This window comes from Tabrizicola piscis (genome assembly GCF_003940805.1).
In the GTDB taxonomy this organism is placed as follows: Bacteria; Pseudomonadota; Alphaproteobacteria; order Rhodobacterales; family Rhodobacteraceae; genus Tabrizicola; species Tabrizicola piscis.
The window spans coordinates 3,269,555-3,289,425 of record NZ_CP034328.1 but is presented as its reverse complement, the minus strand read 5'-3'; the positions used below and the strand labels follow the sequence as shown (position 1 = coordinate 3,289,425).

At 56.6% G+C, this 19,871-nt stretch carries 17 protein-coding genes; 9 read left to right on the top strand and 8 right to left on the bottom strand.

Annotated features, from left to right (window positions below; translation table 11 throughout):
- The first annotated feature begins 10 nt into the window (after positions 1–10).
- Positions 11–682 (top strand): hypothetical protein, encoded by a 672-nt coding sequence (locus EI545_RS15990; protein WP_125326388.1) that lies wholly within the window; start codon positions 11–13, stop codon positions 680–682.
- Positions 683–980: 298 nt separating this feature from the next.
- On the opposite strand, the gene EI545_RS15985 is transcribed toward EI545_RS15990, so the two are convergent.
- Entirely contained in the window at positions 981–5,306 is a 4,326-nt protein-coding gene (locus EI545_RS15985) for an NACHT domain-containing protein (RefSeq protein ID WP_125326387.1), read from the bottom strand.
- Between the two features lie 716 nt (positions 5,307–6,022).
- Between EI545_RS15985 and EI545_RS21565 the strand changes: the two genes are divergently transcribed.
- The 4 genes from EI545_RS21565 to EI545_RS15970 all read left to right on the top strand — a co-directional run bounded on the left by EI545_RS21565 (position 6,023) and on the right by EI545_RS15970 (position 9,320).
- The gene (locus tag EI545_RS21565) at positions 6,023–6,463 is read left to right on the top strand and encodes a hypothetical protein (RefSeq protein WP_216842460.1); all 441 of its coding nucleotides are present in this window, start codon (positions 6,023–6,025) and stop codon (positions 6,461–6,463) included.
- Between the two features lie 84 nt (positions 6,464–6,547).
- Positions 6,548–6,739 carry a hypothetical protein gene (locus EI545_RS21560; protein WP_216842459.1) on the top strand — a complete coding sequence of 64 codons (192 nt, stop codon included), beginning with the start codon at positions 6,548–6,550 and terminating at the stop codon, positions 6,737–6,739.
- A gap of 129 nt (positions 6,740–6,868) precedes the next feature.
- Positions 6,869–8,581 carry an Eco57I restriction-modification methylase domain-containing protein gene (locus tag EI545_RS15975; RefSeq protein ID WP_245990112.1) on the top strand — a complete coding sequence of 571 codons (1,713 nt, stop codon included), beginning with the start codon at positions 6,869–6,871 and terminating at the stop codon, positions 8,579–8,581.
- Positions 8,582–8,585: 4 nt separating this feature from the next.
- Entirely contained in the window at positions 8,586–9,320 is a 735-nt protein-coding gene (locus tag EI545_RS15970; protein ID WP_281275720.1) for a PaeR7I family type II restriction endonuclease, read from the top strand.
- Between the two features lie 114 nt (positions 9,321–9,434).
- On the opposite strand, the gene EI545_RS15965 is transcribed toward EI545_RS15970, so the two are convergent.
- The 3 genes from EI545_RS15965 to EI545_RS15955 all read right to left on the bottom strand — a co-directional run bounded on the left by EI545_RS15965 (position 9,435) and on the right by EI545_RS15955 (position 10,733).
- Positions 9,435–9,617, bottom strand: a complete 183-nt coding sequence (locus EI545_RS15965; protein ID WP_125326385.1) for a helix-turn-helix transcriptional regulator — start codon at positions 9,615–9,617, stop codon at positions 9,435–9,437.
- A 270-nt stretch (positions 9,618–9,887) separates the two neighbouring features.
- The gene (locus EI545_RS15960) at positions 9,888–10,358 is read right to left on the bottom strand and encodes a hypothetical protein (RefSeq protein ID WP_125326384.1); all 471 of its coding nucleotides are present in this window, start codon (positions 10,356–10,358) and stop codon (positions 9,888–9,890) included.
- Positions 10,359–10,733 carry a YopX family protein gene (locus tag EI545_RS15955; RefSeq protein ID WP_125326383.1) on the bottom strand — a complete coding sequence of 125 codons (375 nt, stop codon included), beginning with the start codon at positions 10,731–10,733 and terminating at the stop codon, positions 10,359–10,361.
- Positions 10,734–11,303: 570 nt separating this feature from the next.
- Here EI545_RS15955 and EI545_RS15950 point away from each other — a divergent pair.
- The 4 genes from EI545_RS15950 (at position 11,304) to EI545_RS15935 (ending at position 15,450) form a co-directional block, all read left to right on the top strand.
- Entirely contained in the window at positions 11,304–12,074 is a 771-nt protein-coding gene (locus EI545_RS15950) for a helix-turn-helix domain-containing protein (RefSeq protein WP_125326382.1), read from the top strand.
- Entirely contained in the window at positions 12,064–12,525 is a 462-nt protein-coding gene (locus EI545_RS15945) for a plasmid mobilization protein (RefSeq protein WP_125326381.1), read from the top strand. Before EI545_RS15950 ends, EI545_RS15945 begins: the two co-directional genes overlap by 11 nt.
- 65 nt (positions 12,526–12,590) lie before the next feature.
- Positions 12,591–14,069 (top strand): relaxase family protein, encoded by a 1,479-nt coding sequence (locus tag EI545_RS15940; RefSeq protein WP_245990109.1) that lies wholly within the window; start codon positions 12,591–12,593, stop codon positions 14,067–14,069.
- 181 nt (positions 14,070–14,250) lie between these two features.
- Positions 14,251–15,450: a Fic family protein gene (locus EI545_RS15935; protein WP_125326379.1), complete on the top strand. Its 1,200-nt coding sequence runs from the start codon at positions 14,251–14,253 to the stop codon at positions 15,448–15,450.
- A 42-nt stretch (positions 15,451–15,492) separates the two neighbouring features.
- Here the strand turns inward: EI545_RS15935 and EI545_RS15930 are convergent, their stop codons facing one another.
- The 4 genes from EI545_RS15930 to EI545_RS15915 all read right to left on the bottom strand — a co-directional run bounded on the left by EI545_RS15930 (position 15,493) and on the right by EI545_RS15915 (position 19,838).
- Positions 15,493–17,151, bottom strand: coding sequence for a hypothetical protein (locus tag EI545_RS15930; protein WP_125326378.1), 1,659 nt, complete (start codon positions 17,149–17,151; stop codon positions 15,493–15,495).
- A gap of 178 nt (positions 17,152–17,329) precedes the next feature.
- On the bottom strand, positions 17,330–17,659 hold the full coding sequence (locus EI545_RS15925; protein WP_125326377.1) for a potassium channel family protein: 330 nt from the start codon (positions 17,657–17,659) through the stop codon (positions 17,330–17,332).
- Positions 17,660–17,672: 13 nt separating this feature from the next.
- A complete protein-coding gene (locus EI545_RS15920; protein WP_125326376.1) occupies positions 17,673–18,188 on the bottom strand; it encodes an HdeD family acid-resistance protein in 516 nt (171 codons plus the stop codon).
- A 33-nt stretch (positions 18,189–18,221) separates the two neighbouring features.
- A complete protein-coding gene (locus EI545_RS15915; RefSeq protein WP_216842458.1) occupies positions 18,222–19,838 on the bottom strand; it encodes an alpha/beta hydrolase in 1,617 nt (538 codons plus the stop codon).
- Positions 19,839–19,871 lie beyond the last annotated feature (33 nt).

The window sequence follows — 19,871 nt, the reverse complement described above, 5'->3', positions numbered from 1 at the left end:
CGGAGATGCTGTGAAGAATCGAAAAGTTGATGCTAGAAAGCATCTGCGCGATGGCGTTCGTAAAGACTGTGAGGAAGGCAAGCGGTTCCCCAACTCGATAGGGGCTATCGTGCGCTCGGTCTTTCGTGAGTGGCCTATCGGTCAACAGCCTACAAGTACCACTGCAGCGAGGACTTCAGCAGAGTTCTTAGAGCACAGCAATTTTTTGGACATCTTCCTGTCCGTGCTTGAGCGTTATCCTGGATCGCCCGATCGAGGTCGTCTTAATCCGATCAATGACGAAGCAACGCGAAACAAGGTAGCCACCTACCTCGAGGACATCGGCACGCAGAAGAAACCTCTTGAGTTCACAAGGCTGCGAGCAATTGCTGAGTTTCTTGGAATCGATGAGGGTGCTTTTTTTGTTATTTCGCGACTAATCTCTTTGGAGCGACGAGCATTTACCCAAGTCGAAGCGGCGGAAATACAATTGCAGTATCTCAACGCCATTGAATCAATGGTGTTGGCAGCAAAGGAAGAAATAAAGGACGCACAAGATGCGAGTTCTTTTTCTAGAGTTCAGAATACTTCTGAAGAAGGAAGAGAAATCTGGATTGCCGATCTCGAAGCAGTTCGCAGATTGATCGACGCGTATGGTCGCAATGGGCTTCAATTGGTTGATGCGGCATTGAAGCGACAGTAAATGTATTCTTACCTCTGTGCCGCAGTTCCGAGTATCAATCTAGGTTCGGTAAGTGACTCGCGCTGGGGCACCAAACTGGACATACAGTTCATTTCGCGCATATGAAGATTGAAGGTGAGGCTTTAGACAACAGAATTTTGTGTTTTGCGGAGAGTTCGGCCAGCTCGGACAGACCGTTCATTCGATTTTCCGCGGCTATTCCGAAACTACGTTGCGATACAACGAACTCTGGCGGTTCGGCCAGAGTATTCCACGCTCAAGCTTTGCGGTCTTCGTCATATCGTCCATGAGGACGAAACTATGCTGAGATGTCTATTCCGAACACCGAAAGCTGCAGTTCGGGCCGCTGTCGCATGATTTCTTGGGCGATATCCTGAAGCCTGGCGACGACTTGGTTCAAATCCAGCAACAAGCTTGAGACTGGATCCCGCCACTGATGATGTTTGCGAAGCACCAAGAGCAGGCACCCCGCCTGACACCGCTGATGGCTGAGGTATTGGCCGACAAGTTGCACTCGAAGTGCCTGTTCGAGTGCTGGGAACGTCCAGCGACCCGTGTCTTCGAGCTTCAGTTCGATGGTTGCTTCTATGTCGGCGGCAACCGATGTGAGTCGGATGTCAGTCCGCTTCTCGTCCTTCTTCACGGCCTCTTGATTTACGTGATAGGCACCTCGGCTGTGTGTGTTGAGCCATCCGGAGATGTTTCTCCTCATCTCAATTTCAGACGTAACGGCTTGAAGTGTCCTTCTGTTTGAGAACTCACTCTCGAGAATGTGGTGACGAAAGTCCTCGAGTCGATTCATCATCGCTAGATGCATTGTTCGGGTATCGGTTGGCAGAAGATTGATCTGCGCATCGAAGTGGGTGAACTGATTCACAGTCATAGCTGGGCGCTCTGAATATTTGGCCGCTTGCTCCACGCGTATCTGTTGAAGCCGATCTTTCATGTGCGAGAATGCTTCAAGCTCAGATAGCTTTCTAAGGCATTCGTCCACCTCGGGAGACTCCAAGCTCACCAAGCTTTCGAACAGAAATCTCCGTGCTTCTTCAGCCAGGTCGCGCTCACCGGGGCTGTGAACGCCGTGGTGTGGGATGTCAGTTGACGGGTGTGCCACTTGGTAAGTTCGATGAAGTAGTCGAGCCAGCAGTCGAGCCCTTTCTGGGATCGCCAAATCCGAGAGGTCAGGCTTCGAACCTCCATGATGTCGGTCTCCAAAGAGAGAGCCGATTGTTGTAACTGCGAAGTCTCGTGCTTCCGGCGAGCTCAAGTCGTTTGTGGTCGCGATCCATTGATCGGCCCCAGACGAAGGGTCCAACATAAACAGCGCGCGCAGCCAAGAAACATGATCACTTGTGAACCGTACTGACGCCGTAAGGCGGGATGCCACCACATCAGCGACAATCTTGCGATCGGCGTCATGGACGTGCTGTGAAATCATGTCAACTGCGTAGCGAAGCGCAGTCTGTGCCTCGCCGGACATGTCTATCGGCCATGTCTCGAGAAGAGGTATGAGCCCTGTAGATGCGGCCGTCTTCAGGGACAGAGTTCCGTGGTAGTAAATATCATGAATAATGGGACACTGGTCGTGCTGGCCAAGTAGTCGGACCTGGGCGTTCAATTCTGCCAGTATGGCATCTTGAGTTGCCACGGGGTATGCGGCCTCAAGCGAGGCGTAGAAGGGCGCAAACCCATTGAGTTCCACAGTTGACAGCCTTGCTGCAAGAGCGGCCTCGGCAGCGCCTATGTGGCGCGCCCATTGGTGATCATTCGCTTCGCTCTTGATGGCTGAGAGAGCATGTATCGTTTGACTCGATGTCTGATTCCGCGCCTCCGGTGACTTCTCGCTCCACATCGCAGGAGTTGCTTGACGCCAGAACTTTGCTAGCTCAAGTTTCAATAAGGATACGAATCTAGGTGAAAACGCTTCGCGAACTATGTGTTCGATCCACACGCCCCAGGTGTTTTGAGACTGCCCGCTCATGTCGAGCCAGTTAAAGAAATTGAAAAGGGTACTCTGCACCTTTTCAGGGCCAAAAGCGGCTTCGGGGTCAGCATTCAGGGTATCTCGCCACGCGATCCATTCGGCGATACGCTTCTCTTCTCCTCGCTTGTACTTCCGCTCCCGCTTCTCATTCTTAATCTGCCAGTTTTGCCGCTTTTCTGAGACTGGCGGATTCAAATACGCATTGAAGGCAGCCAACAACTCAATCCTACCCTTCACCGCATCCTGAACTCTTGCAGAAACGACTGGATCTCTACTGATGCGCCACCAATCCATGATTGCATAGAACGCCGCATTGTGGCGTTCGGCCATCTCTATGTTTTCGAGAGAACTGAGCAACCATTGGGTATCACTTGCGGTGACGCCTCCAAAAACGCGCCCCTCATCCCATAAGAAGAATCGGTCGAGCTCGCCTCCTCCATTTTTAAGTTCGCGATCCAAATCAAATACCGCCCAGTAATAAGCTTCACGGAGATCCGGATCTGAGGATATCCGATCGCGAATGCTATTACAGTCTCTCTCCCCAATTATCGATCCATGCCTCTCACCGAAATGAAAGGCAATTGCAACATCCCGCGCCCACGTCTTAACTGCATTCAAGTCCTCAAGGTTAGTGTCACGAGAGCACCCCGCGAAGATTGCATCAACGAAATGATCGTACCTGGAGTGGGCTTGATAGATTCTAGATTCTGCGGTCCGATGCTCCCAAAGTATGCCAACCAGCGCTTCACGGATCTCCCTGATTTCATGCGTCTGGAGATTTCTGTGTTGAACGAGATTGTACAGCGCGTAGTTTATGCCATGAACAGAATTGACCGTTTGACTTGTCTCTTTGGCAATCGACACAACTTCCGGCAGAGTTAGTGGATCAGGATATGCCTCCTCAAGAACTGCGCTTACGATTCTCGCCGAAAGTTGTTTTGATATAAGAAGTTCAGATACCAACCGCTTCTCTTCGGGTCCACCACCGGACAACAGTGCTCGTATCGCGTATACCCGATGGTGCTCAGCTATTGTTGCGTCCACTGCAGCTTGGGCGGCCAGATCAGTGCAAGAATTTAAGGGGGTGTAGAGAATGAGCTCAAGGAGAAGCTCCCTAGTTTCGTGCCCCTTGTAAGCTGTCTCCCAGAGGTCTCGAACGGTGGAAGCAAGTTCCCCATGGGCCAACCGTCTAACGTCATTGGCATCGATGCTGATACCGCGCCAGTCACTGTCCTTGTATGCTATGACAAAGTCTTGCAGCAGCGTCGACCGGAGTGAAACGGGCATCGACCCCGGTATCCCCTGCCTAAACAGAACGTCTGGCTTTCGCTTCCGTAGCTCGGTTGCGACACTCTGATTCCACAGTGACAGCCAAGCAGCGACGGGTTCCATTGAGGGAATGACTACTCCGTGGCCCCAAGTATCAGCAAACAACAGTTGCAACAGTTCGCGGACAGGCAAGCCTCGACTATGGAGTCCCTCAATCCGTCGAGCTGCGAGATACTCTTGAGTGGCCCGATGATGAAACCTTACGGCATTTACACCTGATGGGTCGAACAACCCACGGCTGAGCAATTCGGCAAACTCCTTAGGTCTCCAGTCAGCCAAGACGTCTCCTACAAAGAGGGAATTTCCTTCATCAGTGTTCTTCGTTACCAACAATGAGCGGCGTTTTGTCATGAGAAGGGCTAGCGCCAGGCGTTCGGCACCTTCGCGAGCCTTCGCTAGAGACAAGGTTGTAAGTCGCGCACGTACGCCGTTCTCGCTAAGCTTTATGCGAATGCCCGCTTCGACTTGCTCTTCGAGCGAGCCAAGGTGACCGACTTCGCCGAGCAGAGCCATTCCGTCTATTATGTCGGATGGAGACTGAAAGAGTGCCCAAGCATCATTCTTGGCGAGTTCTTCCAGGAACTGCGATGCTCGCAATGGATCAAGTTTGGTCGCAAAAGCAGAAATCTCATCCTCAGCTAAGGGCAGCAAAACGTATACTTCTGGACCATCACTTACTGTTTCCTCCTTAACCTCCTGCTTTTGATCGCCGGGCGCATCCTTCTTGAGTACACTGACAAATAGGTCTTCGGGTTCTTCTGCTCTGGTTACCTTGGCATCTTGCTCAAACGGGAACATCTCTGAGATATCAGACATATCGATTTGATTGTTCCAGTCAGCTGGACGACACGAGACAAAAATATGAGCACGATCAGTCTTGTTCCCAATGACGCGTTGTATCTTTCTCAGCGCAACTCGAAGGCTGCCATCGCGTAACTTCAACTCGTCAACTGCATCGAGAAAGAACCAAGCATGCTGTTCATCTGAACTGTCTAGCCAAAGCTGAAGCTGCCGCTCTTCGTCTGGAGCCAAGGTGTCCATCAGGTCAGCGTCCGCGAGACGCTCAAGTCTGAAAAAGAAGGCTTGTTTCCCTTCCTCTTTCAGCCTGCCAACCTGATCTTGGAACTCATAAGTTTTTCCGCACTTGCCCTCTCCAAGTACAACAACACGTGACTTGGAAATAAGCTCCTTCCAGCCCGTTGCCTGCGACGGGAAGTATCTGCTCAGCTCGTTCTGCAGGTATGGGTCTGCCAGCTCATCCTTCGAAGGCCTTGCGAAACGTCTTTCTATCGGAATATGCTTAGTTGGCATGATGTGGGGTGTCTTCTTTGTGGATTCTCAACATCTAGTATAGCTGAATCCCCGACACAACGCTCGCAGAGATGGTGGAGAGTGCTTCTACTCAATGGGTGGGAGTAGACATGTCCCTTCTGCCGCTCGGGAACCATTGCACCACCGCAGTGGCCGCAACGGAATAGTCCACGATAAAGATGGTTGTGGCCGGTAACCTTCTTCCCGACGCGACCGGCCTTTCGGTCCTGCACCTGTTGGAAGACCCGCATCGAGATGATCGGAGGATGGACGCCCTGCCAGGTCTTTCCCGTACGTTTGATTTCGATGATGCTGGTGTAGAATGGGTTACTCAGTGTGGCTGCTACACTCGAAAGCGTCAGCGGTTTTCGGTGGCGATATGAACGTCGACACCGGCGTCTGGCAGTTCAGTGATCACCGACCAATCACGCAGGTTGTGCTTATGTCCTCCATGGTCGTCGCGGTCCTCGACCCGCACGATCCACTGCTATTGCGCGCCAGCGCAGTCGTCGCAGGGCCGTGGCAACGCGCATCTGGCGGCTCGTTCGAATTGTTTTGCCCTTAGGTGAACGCGGAACTTCGCCGAGGTAGAAGTTCCGCTGTCTATGGCCTTCTAGAGCACGGCGGTATCCTGTGTTCGGACCGTTCCTTCTAGGGCTGCAGCAAGCAGCCTGATCAGTCGGCATGCGTCCTTCCCCACCTCAATGGAGATACCCATGACCCTGATGCTGCACATGGGCGGTGAAGCCATCGATTTTGATGAACTCCGCAACCTTCCAACTCCCGACCCGACCGCAAGCCATGTCCCGCTTCCCCATCATTCGGTGGTAGATATGGTCCGCAATGCCCTCGGCTTCTTTGGTCACGAACTTCTCGAAGAGCACCATGCCGTCACGCCGGATGGCATGAACTACTTCGGGGTGCTGTCTCTGAGGTCGCCCTACGCCGACTATACCGACATGGTAGGCCTCCGGAACAGTCACAAGAAGCAGTTTCCGATTGACATCGCCATTGGCAGTCGCGTCTTTGTGTATGACAACTTGGCTTTCCACGCGGACCACGTGATCCGGCTGAAGCATACGGCCAACGCCAAACGAGACCTTCCTGGCCTTGTGAGCGAAGTGATCGAACCGCTGCATCTGGCACGGCGAGGTTAAACCGAGAAAATCGAGCAGTACAAGGCCCGCCCGCTACCAGATCATCTGGCGGATCAAGCCATCATGGCAATGTACAGGCGTGGAGTGATCAATCTGACCCGAATCGCAAATGTATTGACCACCTACGAAGAGCCGCCGCATGACTGGGGCGACAAGACACCATGGCGGCTCTTCAACGCTGCAACCTTCACGCTTGCGGGAAAGGTGGCGGAGAACCCGACCACAACCAGAGTTCTGCACAATGTCATCGATGGTGTGTGTGCTGAGATACTGTAACCCACCTGGGGAAGCTCCGACTAGCTTCTCCTTTTCACGTAAATCGGAAAAAGGCGCCTCACAAGAAACCTCTTCCCAGTGTGCTACACTATGGGTATGTTCCCTCATTGTTCGCAGGAGATCAAACAGTTGACCTACTCGACCAACGCAGCACCCGCAAACGGACGGCGCAAACCGGCAACTGTGGAAGTCGAAAAACTAGCAAATTTTGGCAACGAAGTGGAGCTTGGCGCAATCTATACGCGTCCCGAAGTGGCGGAGTTTATTCTTGATCTTGTAGGTTACACAGCGGACGCCCCATTGTTAACCTACCGCATTCTGGAGCCATCATTCGGTGCCGGCGGCTTCCTCCGACCAATTGTAAGGAGACTCCTTGCCTCTGCAAGACTCGAACCCGATGGACTTACTGTCAAACGTCTTGCCCCAGCAATATCCGCAGTCGAACTATATAAGACGGCCTATTCCTCAACATGCGATGAAATCGTCTCAGTGTTGCAAGGAGAAGGGATTTCCTCACAAGATGCGTCAACCATTGTAAGTAGTTGGCTTCGACAGGGAGACTTTCTCCTTCTGGAGTTCGCGGATGATTACACGCATATCGTAGGCAATCCACCCTATGTTCGCCAAGATCAGATTCCCGACTCGCTCATAGCTGAGTATCGGTCTCGCTATTCGACGATCTACGATCGTGCAGATCTCTATGTCCCGTTTATTGAGAGATCCCTCGATCTCCTACAAAAAGAAGGAAAATGCGGCTTCATCTGCGCAGATCGATGGATGAAGAACAAGTATGGTCAAAAACTTCGTGAAAAAGTAGCCAACAACTTTTCATTAGATGTTTATATCGACATGACCAATACGAACGCTTTTCTGAGTGAGGTTTCTGCTTATCCAGCGATCACTGTCCTTAGACGCGGGAAACCAGGTGCCACGCGTGTTGCCGCGAATCCTGACTTAGATAAGACTTCTCTTGCAAAGCTGTGTGCAGACCTCACACTTACCGGGATAAGCGCCGCCACCCCTAGTGCTGGCGCCAGGAAAGGCTACAAAGCAAACGAGCCATGGCTACTTAGTGCAGATCACGATCTCACTGTGGTACGCCGGATCGAAGCAAATTTCCCGCAAATAGAAGCTGCGGGTTGCCGCATCGGCATAGGCGTTGCAACTGGCGCAGATCAAGCATTCATTGGAGCCTATGACGCAATAAATGTAGAACCATCGAGAAAACTTCGACTAGTGATGACGAAAGATCTTTTCAATGGATCGATCTCTTGGAGAGGATACGGAGTAGTCAATCCGTTCGGTGAAGATGGAAAGTTGGTGAATCTATCTGACTTTCCTAAGCTCGCAGAGTACTTGTATGAAAGGTCCGAGACTCTTCGAAAACGGCATGTTGCAGCCAAAAACCCAAATTCATGGTATCGAACTATCGATAGAATATATTCTGATCTATATGTCCGCGAAAAACTCTTGATTCCCGACATCCGAGGGACCGCCGAGTTTGTACACGAAGCCGGACACTACTATCCGCACCACAACTTGTATTACATCGTCTCTGAAACATGGGACCTCCATGCGCTAAGAGCATTACTTCAATGCGGCATAGCCAAGATGTTTGTATCTCTGTACTCCACCAAGATGCGTGGAGGATATCTCCGTTTCCAAGCGCAGAATCTTCGAAGAATACGCCTTCCGGCTTGGCACGATATCCCAATGGATTTGCAACAGTTACTTACAAATGAAGGAAAGAAGCCGACATCATCCAGTCGTACATTGGACGCGGTTTCTAGCATCTACCAGCTAACTAAAGACGAAGTAACGACACTTAGAAAGTTCATTTGATATTATGCTCAACCTTGAAAATTATGAAGTACAAGCACGCGAAGCCGTTAAGCTCTTTTGGGGAAACCGCAATGCCGCTATTCGACAGCAAGAAGCAAGCGGAAAGCTTGATGTCGGCGCACGGGGGGCGGTAACAGCGGGAAAGAATATGGACGGCTTTCTCGCACTGGCGGAGTCGCTGATCCGGAACAACGGAATGCCGAACGCCCAAGTCTGCGTGCAACGCAGCGTACTAACGCTTCCGGGATTCTTTAGACCTACCAAGCTTTGGGATATGTTGGTTATCAACGAGGGACGTCTTATTGCAGCTCTAGAGTTTAAGTCCCAAGTAGGGCCCTCCTTCGGAAACAACTTCAACAATCGCACCGAGGAGTCGATCGGGACCGCACACGATCTATGGACTGCCTATCGAGAGGGCGCGCTTGGCAAGGATGCACCAAGGCCATTTTTGGGCTTGGTTATGTTGGTCGAAGACTGCCCAGCATCGAGCTCATCGGTCAGAGATCAACAACCACACTTTCCGGTCTTTCCAGAATTCAAAGGTGCATCTTACTCACAGAGGTACGATTTGCTGTGCCGTCGCTTAGTACAGGAGCGCCTATACTCAAGTGCAGCGTTTCTTCTGTCCTCAAAGGATGCAGAGGCCGATGGAAATTTCCGGTGCCTGAGTGAGCTAACTGACCTCAAGCGCTTCGTCACTGAGTTTGCGGGACATATTGCGGCACAATCATCCTTGTGAAATCTAGCTAATTTCGTGGACACCGTTACGGAGGATTGAGTGCAGCGAGGCCAAGGGAACGGGTGACCGGATTCTGCAGACCCGGCCACCCGCGCTCCCACAAGGGGAGTGTCGTCAGGTCTCGCGGCGCGTGATCCGCTCTTGGAGCCAGTCCTGCACTTCGCTTTCGACCCATCCGACCCGGTTCGGCCCGAGGTTGACCCGCTTGGGGAATGCTCCGGCCTTCTCCAGCCTCGCGACGTGTTGCGGCGAGTACAGGACCAACTTCTTGAGCTGGCGCTTTGAAAGTATTCTCATCACGATCTCTCCATGGTGAAGAGCATCGCGATGCCCAGGTTGCGACTTTCCCAGGTGGCTATAGCGTAGCGGATTTTTTTATTGAACCAAGCGGTTTGTGCTGCATGTGCCGAGGTGGGCGCAAGGGTGGACCAAAAAATCTAATCCCTACAAAGGAATTCAAAAGCAAATACTTGGGAGATTAAGTGGTGCCCAGAGCCGGAATCGGACCAGCGACACGCGGATTTTCAATCAAAGGAGATTGTGTGCCCTTTCAACACGTTGCGGTGGTTATGTCTCTTTTGTGTCTCTTAGAATTGGTCGGCGTCCACTTGGCACCCCTTCGTAGACCTTTGGCATGATCTGCTCGTGTAGACCGTCGCAAGTGTCGAAATGCGCAGTGAACGGAAGGCGAGTATGGATGCCGATGCGGAGGTAGCGTGAAGTGATCACGTTGTCGGTGTCGAACATCAATCTCAGCACCGAACGCGCTTGATCGTCGAACTCCAGACCAAGCGCTTGAGCCTCGTTGGACAAGCAACAGACCTTGTGGCCGAACTTCTTCCGGAGAACCTCAAGGTCAGCTCCGTGAGCAACCAGGTAGGACTTCAAGTACAGCTCAATGGCATGGAAGTAGAGGAAGTGGATTGGCGCGTTCCAGTGGGTCGCGTCGGTCTGGTTGTCTTGCAGTGTCACTGCGGACTGCGCATATGAGTGGGCGTAGTTGAATAGCCCGATGGCGGTAGCCTTCTTTTCTTCCAACTATGACTTCTCCAGAAGTTTTGGATTTTCGTAGAAGTTGCCGTTGATTTTGGACCAGCTATCAATAGATGTTAGACGAGCATTGCCGCAACACGTATCATGCCATCTAAGTTGGAATCGAAGCATCTCTTTATTCCAAATTACTTGCCCGTGTTCATTTTTGCAATATTGACATTCGATTAAGTCACCCTCGTATATTTCTTTTCCATTTGCATCATGTAGACCTGTGTATTGCATTACATCAATGGCATAGCTATGATTCACTGCCAAATTCCAAAAGCATGACAAATCAGGATATTTGTCAGAGTACCTCATTTCAATTTTATTTTCTTCGGTGTAAGCGTTTCCCCATGCCCTAAACTTAATTTCTCTCATGTTTATATTTGTTAGCAAACCAAAACCCTAGCCGCCTTGCGAGTGGCCAGGGTCTCGGTCGCAAGGCTAGTAAGTACCGTGAGGTACATTTACAGGATACCACGGGAGGCAGTTCTGTCGAGCGACTGACGGGGACATCTCCGTGTCTCTCCCATGTCTCTTTGGACGCCCGCGGTGGCACCCGATGTCTCAACAGAATCAAACACTAAGCTGTTGATGTGCAACGCTTCTGCCTGATGACAAGCGGATTACCAGTCAGCGTGCCGCTTTACGCGTAAGTATCTGTTTTTGTTGGCTTAAGTGGTGCCCAGAGCCGGAATCGAACCAGCGACACGCGGATTTTCAAGCCGTCCACTGGCGCGGGAAATCAACCGGTTGCGCGGCGTTTTCCTGTCAAACCCCCTACGGGAAATCAAGCACTTAAGGGGCGATTGTCAAACCGGTTTTCGGGCGACCCGGACCAAAGAAAAACCGTCGAGGGGGCGGCCACCCACCTCGACGGCGCATACGAAGTCACTGTGCTGACAGGATACCAAAGCGCGGACTCCGGCGCAATCACCGGGGGCCTGCATGTCTGACATTCTGCCCTTCTGCCAGGTCAAGCTGCAGTATCTTCTCGACCTCGTCCTCGACCAGTCGCTGGATGACAACGCCTTCCGCGTCGCCGCCTATCTGGCGCTGACCCATGCCGATCATGACACCGGCGAATGCCATCCTTCCTTCGAGACGATCGGCACGGCGCTCGGGCGGCATGCGAAATCGGTGAAGCGCGCCCTGAACAAACCCGAGATGGCGCGCCACCTGACCGTTGTGCGCGGCACCAATCGCGGCAACGCCTCGCGCTACCGTCCCACCGAAGATGCCCTGCGGCGCGCCACGCAGCGGCGGCGGGAGGGGGACAAGATCGTCCCCCTTTCCCGGGTGAAAGAGGGACAATCCTGTCCGCCCGAGGGGACACATCTGTCCGGAAAAGGGGGACAGGAACGCCCCCCGAACAGAGAAAAGGAACTTAAACCAAGAACGACCGCTGCCGCGCCGGATTTGCCCGGGAAGGGGCAATCCGGCACAGCCCCGGCCAGAAGTGCCCCGCCATCGCCGCTGGTCTTCGTCCCGCAAGGCATCTGCTTTGCCCGCGACTGGAACGATAGGCTGGCGCAGGAGGGGCTGGCGACACTCGACCGAAGCTTGCCCCTGGCGGTGAACGGTCCTCATCGCGGGTTCTGGGTTCCGGCCCGAAGTCCTGCGCCGAGGGGAAGCCCGGAATGGCGCGAGCAGGTGCGACAGCTGCGCTGTCTTGCCGGGAAGGAAGCCGGGAAGTTGGAGCAGCGTCATGCGGGATGAGCAGAGAGCAAGGCGACCCGTGTCATACGCTGGCGCTGCTGACACGGGGCCTTGCGAGGGGTGGCAAGCCTCCCCTTCGAACCCCACCGGCGCGGGCGCTGCCCGCGAGAAGCCCGCGCTGACGGACACTTTCGTGTTCCGCTGTACGGCAGCCGAGAAGGCCGAGCTTCGGAAAAAGGCCGAAGCGGCGGGTGTCCCGGTCGCGACCCTTCTGCGCGAGGCCCTTGGCCGCGCAGATTCTCGCCGCCGCAAACCCGCCCCGCGCGTCGATCCAGCCCTGGTGCTGGCTGTCGGGCGCATCGGCGGCAACCTCAACCAGATCGCCCGCTGGCTGAACCGCGCCCATGCCGCGGGCCTCACGCCCACCATCGACGCGGTCGAGGTCGCGCGCCACCTTCTGTCTTTTGAACGCCAGCTTGCCCAGCTTCTCGCGCAGGGCCGCGAATGCTGATCAAGTGCTTCCCCAACGGCCAAGGGCGCGGGTCCGGCCCCGTTGGCTACCTGATCGCCGATCAGGTGCTGGCCTACGATACCAACCGCGACCTGATCCGCGATGCGGCTGGCCAACCCACGCAGACGATCCGCAACCCGCGCCCCGAGGTCCTGCGCGGCAATCCCGACCGGACCGAGGCGCTGATCGACGCCAGCCCCCATGCCTGGACCTACCGCGCCGGGGTCATCAGCTTCGCCGCCGACGACGCCCCGACCGAGACGCAGCAGGCCGAGGTCATGGACGGCTTCGAAAAGCTCGCCTTCGCGGGCCTCGACCCCGAGCAGTTCGACATCCTCTGGGTCCGTCACAGCCACGAAGGCCGCGTCGAGCTGCACTTCTGCACCCCGCGCCTCGACCTTTCCTCTGGCCGCAGCCTGAACATCGCCCCACCCGGCTATCAGACAGCCTTCGATTCCTTTCGCGACCTGATGAACCAAGCCCACGGCTGGGCCGACCCGATGGACTCCCACCGCGCGCAGGAGGTTCAACCTGTGCTCGAGACCCCGCAGCGCGCCAAGACCCGCGATGAGGTCCAATCCTGGATCCTCGACGAAATTTCCGTCGGCACCATCACTGACCGCGCCAGCATGGTCGCCCTGATGACCGAAGTCGGCTTCACCGTCCCGCGCGCGGGCAAGGAGTACCTCACCGTCAAGGACCCCGACACGGGCGAACGCTGGCGACTGAAAGGAGACATTTTCCATGACGACTGGAAAGCCGACCCCGCGGCTCAGCGAGAGGCTGAACGCGGATCTGGAAGCCCTGCGGCAAGAGAACGCCGCCTTGATGGCATCCCAGTTGCAGAGCTTCAGGAACGATTTGACGGCTATTGCGACGCACGTGCACGATACAATCGAGGCCGATACCCGCATGTTTCTGCACGCGACCTCGGGCACGATGCAGAGCTTCCAGCACCGGATCACGCGCTGGCTGACCTTGGCGCCGGTTATCCTGCTGGCGACCGCGACCGCCGGGATCACGGCGCTGCTCGTGCTGAGCTGGTTCTGGAGCGCGATGCTGTCGAAGTCGGAACTGACGCGCCTTGGCCTGCAGCGGATCGACCAGGGCGGGGTGATCTACCTTCTGACCGACCCGGAACGGGCGAGTATTCAGACATGCGCGATCAGCGATCAGAGATCGGTGTTGTGCATTCAGATAAAGGAGAAATGAATGCAGACGCCGCTGACAGCGCTGGAGCGCGAATTGCTTGGCTACGTCGAACGGTTGGCGACAGCCTCCGAAACCTCAGCACAGGCCTTGCGCGCCTTGGAAGCGCGCTCGACCAACCAGATGGGGCTGAGGATGGATGGCTTGGCCGACTGCGTCTCGCTGCTCATTCAGTCGCAGATCGACTCCATGACGGCCTTGCGTGGCTTGCTGAGCGAAGCCGCGAACTTAGGGGCGATCGACAGGCAGCTGAGCGAGAGCTTGAAGCAAGCGAAGGCCGCCGAAGAACGGCTGAGGCGGCGCTGAAGGGGCGGGACTGGGGGCATGAACTGTAGGGCCACCCCAGAACCGGAACTCGAAACGGAACTTTTAGCGGAAGAGAACGGGCTTTCTCTGCGATCTGACCGCAGCTTTTTTCTCTATTTTATTGATGTTAAGTGCGCTAAGCTCCTCGCCGAATCCGGAACATGAACCGGAACTCGAACAGGGCCAGTAAGCAGTGCATCAAGGGGCACCATGTCGACCGACACCATAGCAGACAAGGGCGAGGCGATAACCATCGTCGAACCGCTGATCCCTGAAGAAGCGTCAAAGTATCGGGCGCCACTGAACGACCTAGCCGTTGAACTGGCGAGCCAGTCGTCAGGGCTGCGGTCGTCTCTACCCGAAGGCATCCGCGCGCCGCTGGCCGATCTCGTCAGATCGATGAACTGCTACTACTCGAACCTGATCGAGGGTCACAACACCCACCCGATCGACATCGAGCGCGCCCTGAACAAGGATTTCAGCGCCGACGCCGAGAAACGGAACCTGCAGCTCGAGGCCGTTGCCCACATCGAGGTGCAGCGCTGGATCGACACGGGCGGCCTGACCGACCACCCGCTTGCCCCGGACAGCTTGCGCGAAATCCACCGTCGCTTCTGCCGGAACCTGCCGCCGGAATTGCTCGTCGTGCACAGGCCGGACGGCACAGAGCTTCCTATTGTCCCCAGCGAATTTCGCACGGACTTTGTCCAGGTCGGCAAGCACGTCGCCCCCAGCCCTGGCGCTGTGCCGCGCCTTCTGGCGCACATGCGCAAGATGTACGGGCTTCAGGGCCGAAGCGGCGCGATCATCGCCACCGCCTGTGCCCATCATCGCCTTGTCTGGGTTCACCCGTTCGTTGACCTGAACGGCCGCGTCTCGCGAATGGTCGCCCATGCCATGCTGCGCGACACCGTCGGCTCCGATGGCCTCTGGTCCGCTGCGCGAGGCCTCGCCCGCCGGGATGCAGAATACAAGCAGCGCCTTATGGCCGCCGACGAACCCCGCCATGGCGGCGCTGATGGCCGAGGAAACCTATCCGAACAGCGCCTGGCCGAATTCGCAAGCTTCTTCCTTGAAGCCTGCATCGACCAAGTCCGCTTCATGGAAACCTTGATGCAACCACAACGCCTGCGAGAGCGGATCATGACTTGGTGCAAAACCGAGATGGCCAAGGGCACGCTGACTAAGGGCGCAGATATCGTCATGCGCGAAGCGCTGATGTCCGGCGAAGTTGAACGCGGGGCACTGCCCGGCCTTCTCGCCGTCAGCGACCGCCAGGCGCGAAAGGTCACGGCGGAACTGCTGGCGGTGGGGGCGCTGAAGTCATTCACCCAACGCGCGCCGTTGCGGCTGAGCTTTCCGGCGAGGCTGGCAAGCGACTGGATGCCGGGACTTTTCCCGGACCGATAGGCCGCGCGTATTCAGGTCGTGGTCTGTGCATGTGTCCGGAACCTAAACAGCCGGAATGCGGAATGGCCCGACTATGGAGTTGAAGAGCATGTCACCGTTTGCCAGGAACTGAAGGATCGCATATGCGCCGTTGCCCTTGTTGTCCTGTCCAAAAATGGTGCGCGCGACTGTCTTTCCGGTTTCCCAGTCCAACCCGGTGACTTCCCATCCGTCCTCGGGGCTGTATCCGTTCACAAAGACGGCTCCGGCTCCGGAGCTTGCCAAAGGCACCATGCTGACCGAAACTACGTCGCCACGCGCCCAGGCCGAATAGAACCGCCTGTCGGTCTGGTTCCAGACGATCTTTTCGACGCCTCGCGGTGGCGCGTGCACCGGACCAACTGTCAAGACATCGATGATGCGGTCGGGGTGGCCTTCCTCGATCAGGTTGTTCACCACGAAGGCCCCTGTGCCCAAGACAATGATTGTCTGCTCCGACTGCAGCCATGGGCGTTCCTCGGAAATTCCGGCGCGGACTGGGATTTGATGGGCGATCCGAGGCGACAGGGCGCCCTCGACCGCCCGTGCATCAGTAGGGATCTCGTCGCGCCAGAACGCGACAAGTTTCATCCGGTTCGATCCATCGGTGATCAGGACGAGCTTGTCCTCACCTTCGCCAAAACCCATCAGTGTAGGCGTCGATCCGGTTCCGGTCCCGGCTTTGATCGCAGGAGGCCAATCGCCACCATCATACTCTGCCGTCCAAGCCCCATCGACGGGATCGGCAGACAAGCGCTCGCCAGTCCAGACTAGCTTTCGCATCACGCCGGGTCGCCGCGGTGTTTTCGAGCCAGTTGCGACATAGATGCCTCCACCCGCATCGACTGCCAGCGAGTTAGTGGCCATCTGATTGTCGTCACCGAAGCTGACGAACTGGCCTTTGGTCAGTGCAGCGTCGATCACGGAGACACCGTTCAGCGCCCCGACCACGACATGGCCGTCATAGGTCATGTTCATGCCCACCAATCCGACACGCGGTTCCTCACCCATGACGCTGGAGGGCGGAATGATGGTCGCCGTATCGAATTGCGCCTTTACTTCCAGCCCTCTGGACACATCAGCGCGGTCCACAAGTCCGATGGCCGAAACCGTCGTGTCGGCATTGCAGTAGACAAGGTCCTTGTTGCTGACCAGCGAATAGACTCCTGCGGGCAGCACAGTCCCGGGCTCATTGCCAAGGATCGTCTTCAGATGGGCTTCGGCAGAATCAATGTCGCGATACTCGAAGTCCACGATCTGCCGAAGCGCCTCTTGTGACCGTCGGGCTGCCCCCGGCAGGTCGATGTCCGCTACCATCTCCCATCGACCGTCGCGGGCATCAATCAGCGCGACACGATCCGTTGCGACCGACCAGAAGTATCCAGGCATAGCCGAGGAGTAGGTGGCGTTGTTGACCGGCCCACCCCAGACTGGGTTCAACGCGCCCAGATCGACAATGCGGACCCTGAGGGGGATTCTGTAAGGAATGCTGTTTTGCTGTGCCGGGTTGACATGCGTAACACCGTAGATGTCGGACGACAGGAAGGGGTTACGTTCGGGTAGGCCATGCGCTGTTGCCATGTCTGTCAAGACTCCAGGCTGATGTGCCGGTGACGGCGCGGATAAAACCACTCCGCCCGGCCTTTTCACGTCGTTCACGAGAGAGGTGTTCTGGTCAGCCATGGCGATTTCCGGAACTTGATCCGAGGAGATGATGATGCCGGGGACGGTTTTCTGCCGAGCCAGCCCCGTTGCCCTTGGGTCTGCCCGCCGCAAGACTGATTCTGGCCGCGAACGCGCTGCTAGGCGACGCATATGTTCTGTCGGTGAGGGACCAAATCATCAGAGCCATCGGTTCTAATCACTTTTCTCTTCTTGCATTCTCGATGATCTGACGGGACAGCGCGCTGGCGAAGGATACGAAAAGTCCTATGCCACCCATGATGTAGAACACGGTGAAGAGTTTTCCTCCGTCGGTCTTGGGCGCAAGGTCGCCATAGCCGACGGTCGCGATGGTCACGACCGAGAAGTAGAGCGCATCAATCCAGCGCCAACCTTCCAGGAGGCGATAGGCGATTGTGGCGCAGCCGATCAGCGCAAGTGTCAATGCGAGCAGGGCCCGCACTCCAGGTTCGCGCAGACCGCGAACCAGACCGACAGTCACGCCCGAAAGGCTGCGGCCAAACCCCATCACGACGCGAACCTCAGGTGGAGCGCCCCGTTGCAATGCCAAGCGCAATCAGCGCGACACCGCTGGAGATCAGATCAATCGCAAGCATTGTTCCCAGAACGATCCCAGCCGACGCAGGCAATCCCGCCAGGATCATGACGCCAAGGATCGCTGACAGGGCCCCGGATCCAAGCAAGAGCCAGAAGAACTGTGTGCTGCGCAGCGGCCATGACAGCAAGACTTTGACCACGCCAGAAACCAAGAAGAAGATCGCGACCAGCCAGGTCAGCGCGATGATGCCTTCCAGTGGCCGGGCCACAAGCGACAGGCCGACCAGAATGCCGAAAGCTCCAAGAAGCCCGGTCAGCAACGCGCGGAGGGACCAGCCCTCGCGAAACGCGGCAAAGGCCTGGACCACGCCCGCGAACAGGAACAGCCAGCCTGCGATCTGTTCCGCGGTAAAACTGGCCGCCAGCGGATTGAATACTGCGATCAGCCCCCCCAGAAGACAGATCGCGCCGGCGACGAACAGGACGATGCGGTTTGTCATTGTATCGGTTCCTTCATGTGTTTCTGCTGCCCCTTAGAGCCCGCGCTCACGGAGGGCGTAGCCGATCCTGGCCATGCCGTCGGCCTGCCAGCCCACTGGTGCGGTCAGGTCCGTCCATGCTTTCAAGTAGTCTGACGCGGCATAGACGTGGCCATGTCCGGGAGGGGGTTGTGTGGCAGTAACAACGTCCAGCAGGCCCTGAAGTGTGGTCACGATGGGATACCAGCGCAGGCCCGGCGGCAGGTTGGGCCCACGCGGCTCTTTAAGCCATTCAGGTTCGTGCAGCAGGCTGTCTGGAGCAAAAAAGGTTATCGGGTCCCCCGGATACTGCAAATAGCCGATACGAAGCCGTCCCCAGTCTTCGGGATCTTCGTCGGGCTGCAAAAAGCCTGTGCCCTGATTGGCAAAACGTAGGATGCGCCCGTCCCGGAACACCGGCCGCCACACTGGGCTTACAGGATCGCGGCCAGCGGTCGCATCGCGCCATGCTTGGCTGGCGAACGGCGGGCCCACCCACAAGGCGCCGTCGAAGGGATCCTCGATGACGTCCAGAAGATCTGCCGACAGGCTGGAGTTCAGGGCGCCAAGGCTGAGCCCGAACAGAAACAGTCGGGGGCGCTCATCAGCTGGAAGACTGGCCCAATGGCCATAGACCTTCCGGAAGACAGCGCGTGCGGTACTCCTGCCGTATTCGGGCGCGACAAGCAGGGAAAGCCAACTGGGCAGGTAGGAGTACTGGACCGAAACCGATGCGACGTCGCCGCCATGCAGAATCTCAAGCGGCGCCATTCCGGCCTGGTCGACCCAGCCGGTGCCTGTCGGTGTGGCAATAACCAGAAGGCTGCGGTCGAACGCCCCCACACGCAGCAGTTCGGCGAGCGCCATTTCGGCGCGCACCTCGACATCGGCAGCCGAATTCAGGCCGACATAGACCCGGATCGGCTCCAGCGCCGCAGCGCCTGAAAGGGCCGTGATATCGGCAGCCGTCGGCCATGCCGCAACGGTGTTCCGGCCCTCGTGGCCGATCCCTTGCCAATCGACCAACGAAGCGGCGCTGCCGGTCTTGATGGGATCGGCTGGCGGGGCGATGTCAGTTTGAATCGTGGCATCAATTGCGGCATAGGCGCTGTCCATGACTGCCAGAACCCGCGACACTAGGATACCGTTGCCGATCGACCAGAACAAAAAGGCTGCGGTTCCCACGCCCAACATCCAGGCGAGACGCCGCGACAGGAACCGGTTTGCGCGGCCTTCCACCAGACGCGCCACTTTCAGGAAAAGCCGCGACAGAAGCAACAGGACCGAAGCCACGGCAAGGGCAATGGCCAGCACAAGGATCAGCCGCCCCGACTGTTCGGGGGCAAGGCCCATCGACAGGCGGATGTCATTCTGCCAACCGAGCGATAGCCACAAGCTGGCAAGAACGAGCCCCGCCGCAAACAGGCCCGAACCCAGCAACAGCAAGCGCTTTACCCGGTCAGAAAATTGCGGCAGCCCCAGCCCCTGCCAGACAAGCCTTGCAAGGCCCCCAATCGCATAGCCCGCGATCAGGCTGAGACCGCAGAGAACGCCCTGGAGGACTGCGCTGCGGGGGATCAGGCTGGGTGTCAGCGCCGCCGCCATGAAGAGCGCAGCGATGACCAGACCCAATCCTGATAGGGTCCGAACCCGTGCCCAGATCCA

Bases quoted from the DNA above. Each gene is read 5' to 3' on its own strand.
- EI545_RS15985 (WP_125326387.1), bottom strand. From the start codon at position 5,306: ATGCCAACTAAGCATATTCCGATAGAAAGACGTTTCGCAAGGCCTTCG.
- EI545_RS21565 (WP_216842460.1), top strand. From the start codon at position 6,023: ATGACCCTGATGCTGCACATGGGCGGTGAAGCCATCGATTTTGATGAA.
- EI545_RS15970 (WP_281275720.1), top strand. From the start codon at position 8,586: ATGCTCAACCTTGAAAATTATGAAGTACAAGCACGCGAAGCCGTTAAG.
- EI545_RS15965 (WP_125326385.1), bottom strand. From the start codon at position 9,617: ATGAGAATACTTTCAAAGCGCCAGCTCAAGAAGTTGGTCCTGTACTCG.
- EI545_RS15955 (WP_125326383.1), bottom strand. From the start codon at position 10,733: ATGAGAGAAATTAAGTTTAGGGCATGGGGAAACGCTTACACCGAAGAA.
- EI545_RS15950 (WP_125326382.1), top strand. From the start codon at position 11,304: ATGTCTGACATTCTGCCCTTCTGCCAGGTCAAGCTGCAGTATCTTCTC.
- EI545_RS15945 (WP_125326381.1), top strand. From the start codon at position 12,064: ATGCGGGATGAGCAGAGAGCAAGGCGACCCGTGTCATACGCTGGCGCT.
- EI545_RS15935 (WP_125326379.1), top strand. From the start codon at position 14,251: ATGTCGACCGACACCATAGCAGACAAGGGCGAGGCGATAACCATCGTC.
- EI545_RS15930 (WP_125326378.1), bottom strand. From the start codon at position 17,151: ATGGCTGACCAGAACACCTCTCTCGTGAACGACGTGAAAAGGCCGGGC.
- EI545_RS15925 (WP_125326377.1), bottom strand. From the start codon at position 17,659: ATGGGGTTTGGCCGCAGCCTTTCGGGCGTGACTGTCGGTCTGGTTCGC.
- EI545_RS15920 (WP_125326376.1), bottom strand. From the start codon at position 18,188: ATGACAAACCGCATCGTCCTGTTCGTCGCCGGCGCGATCTGTCTTCTG.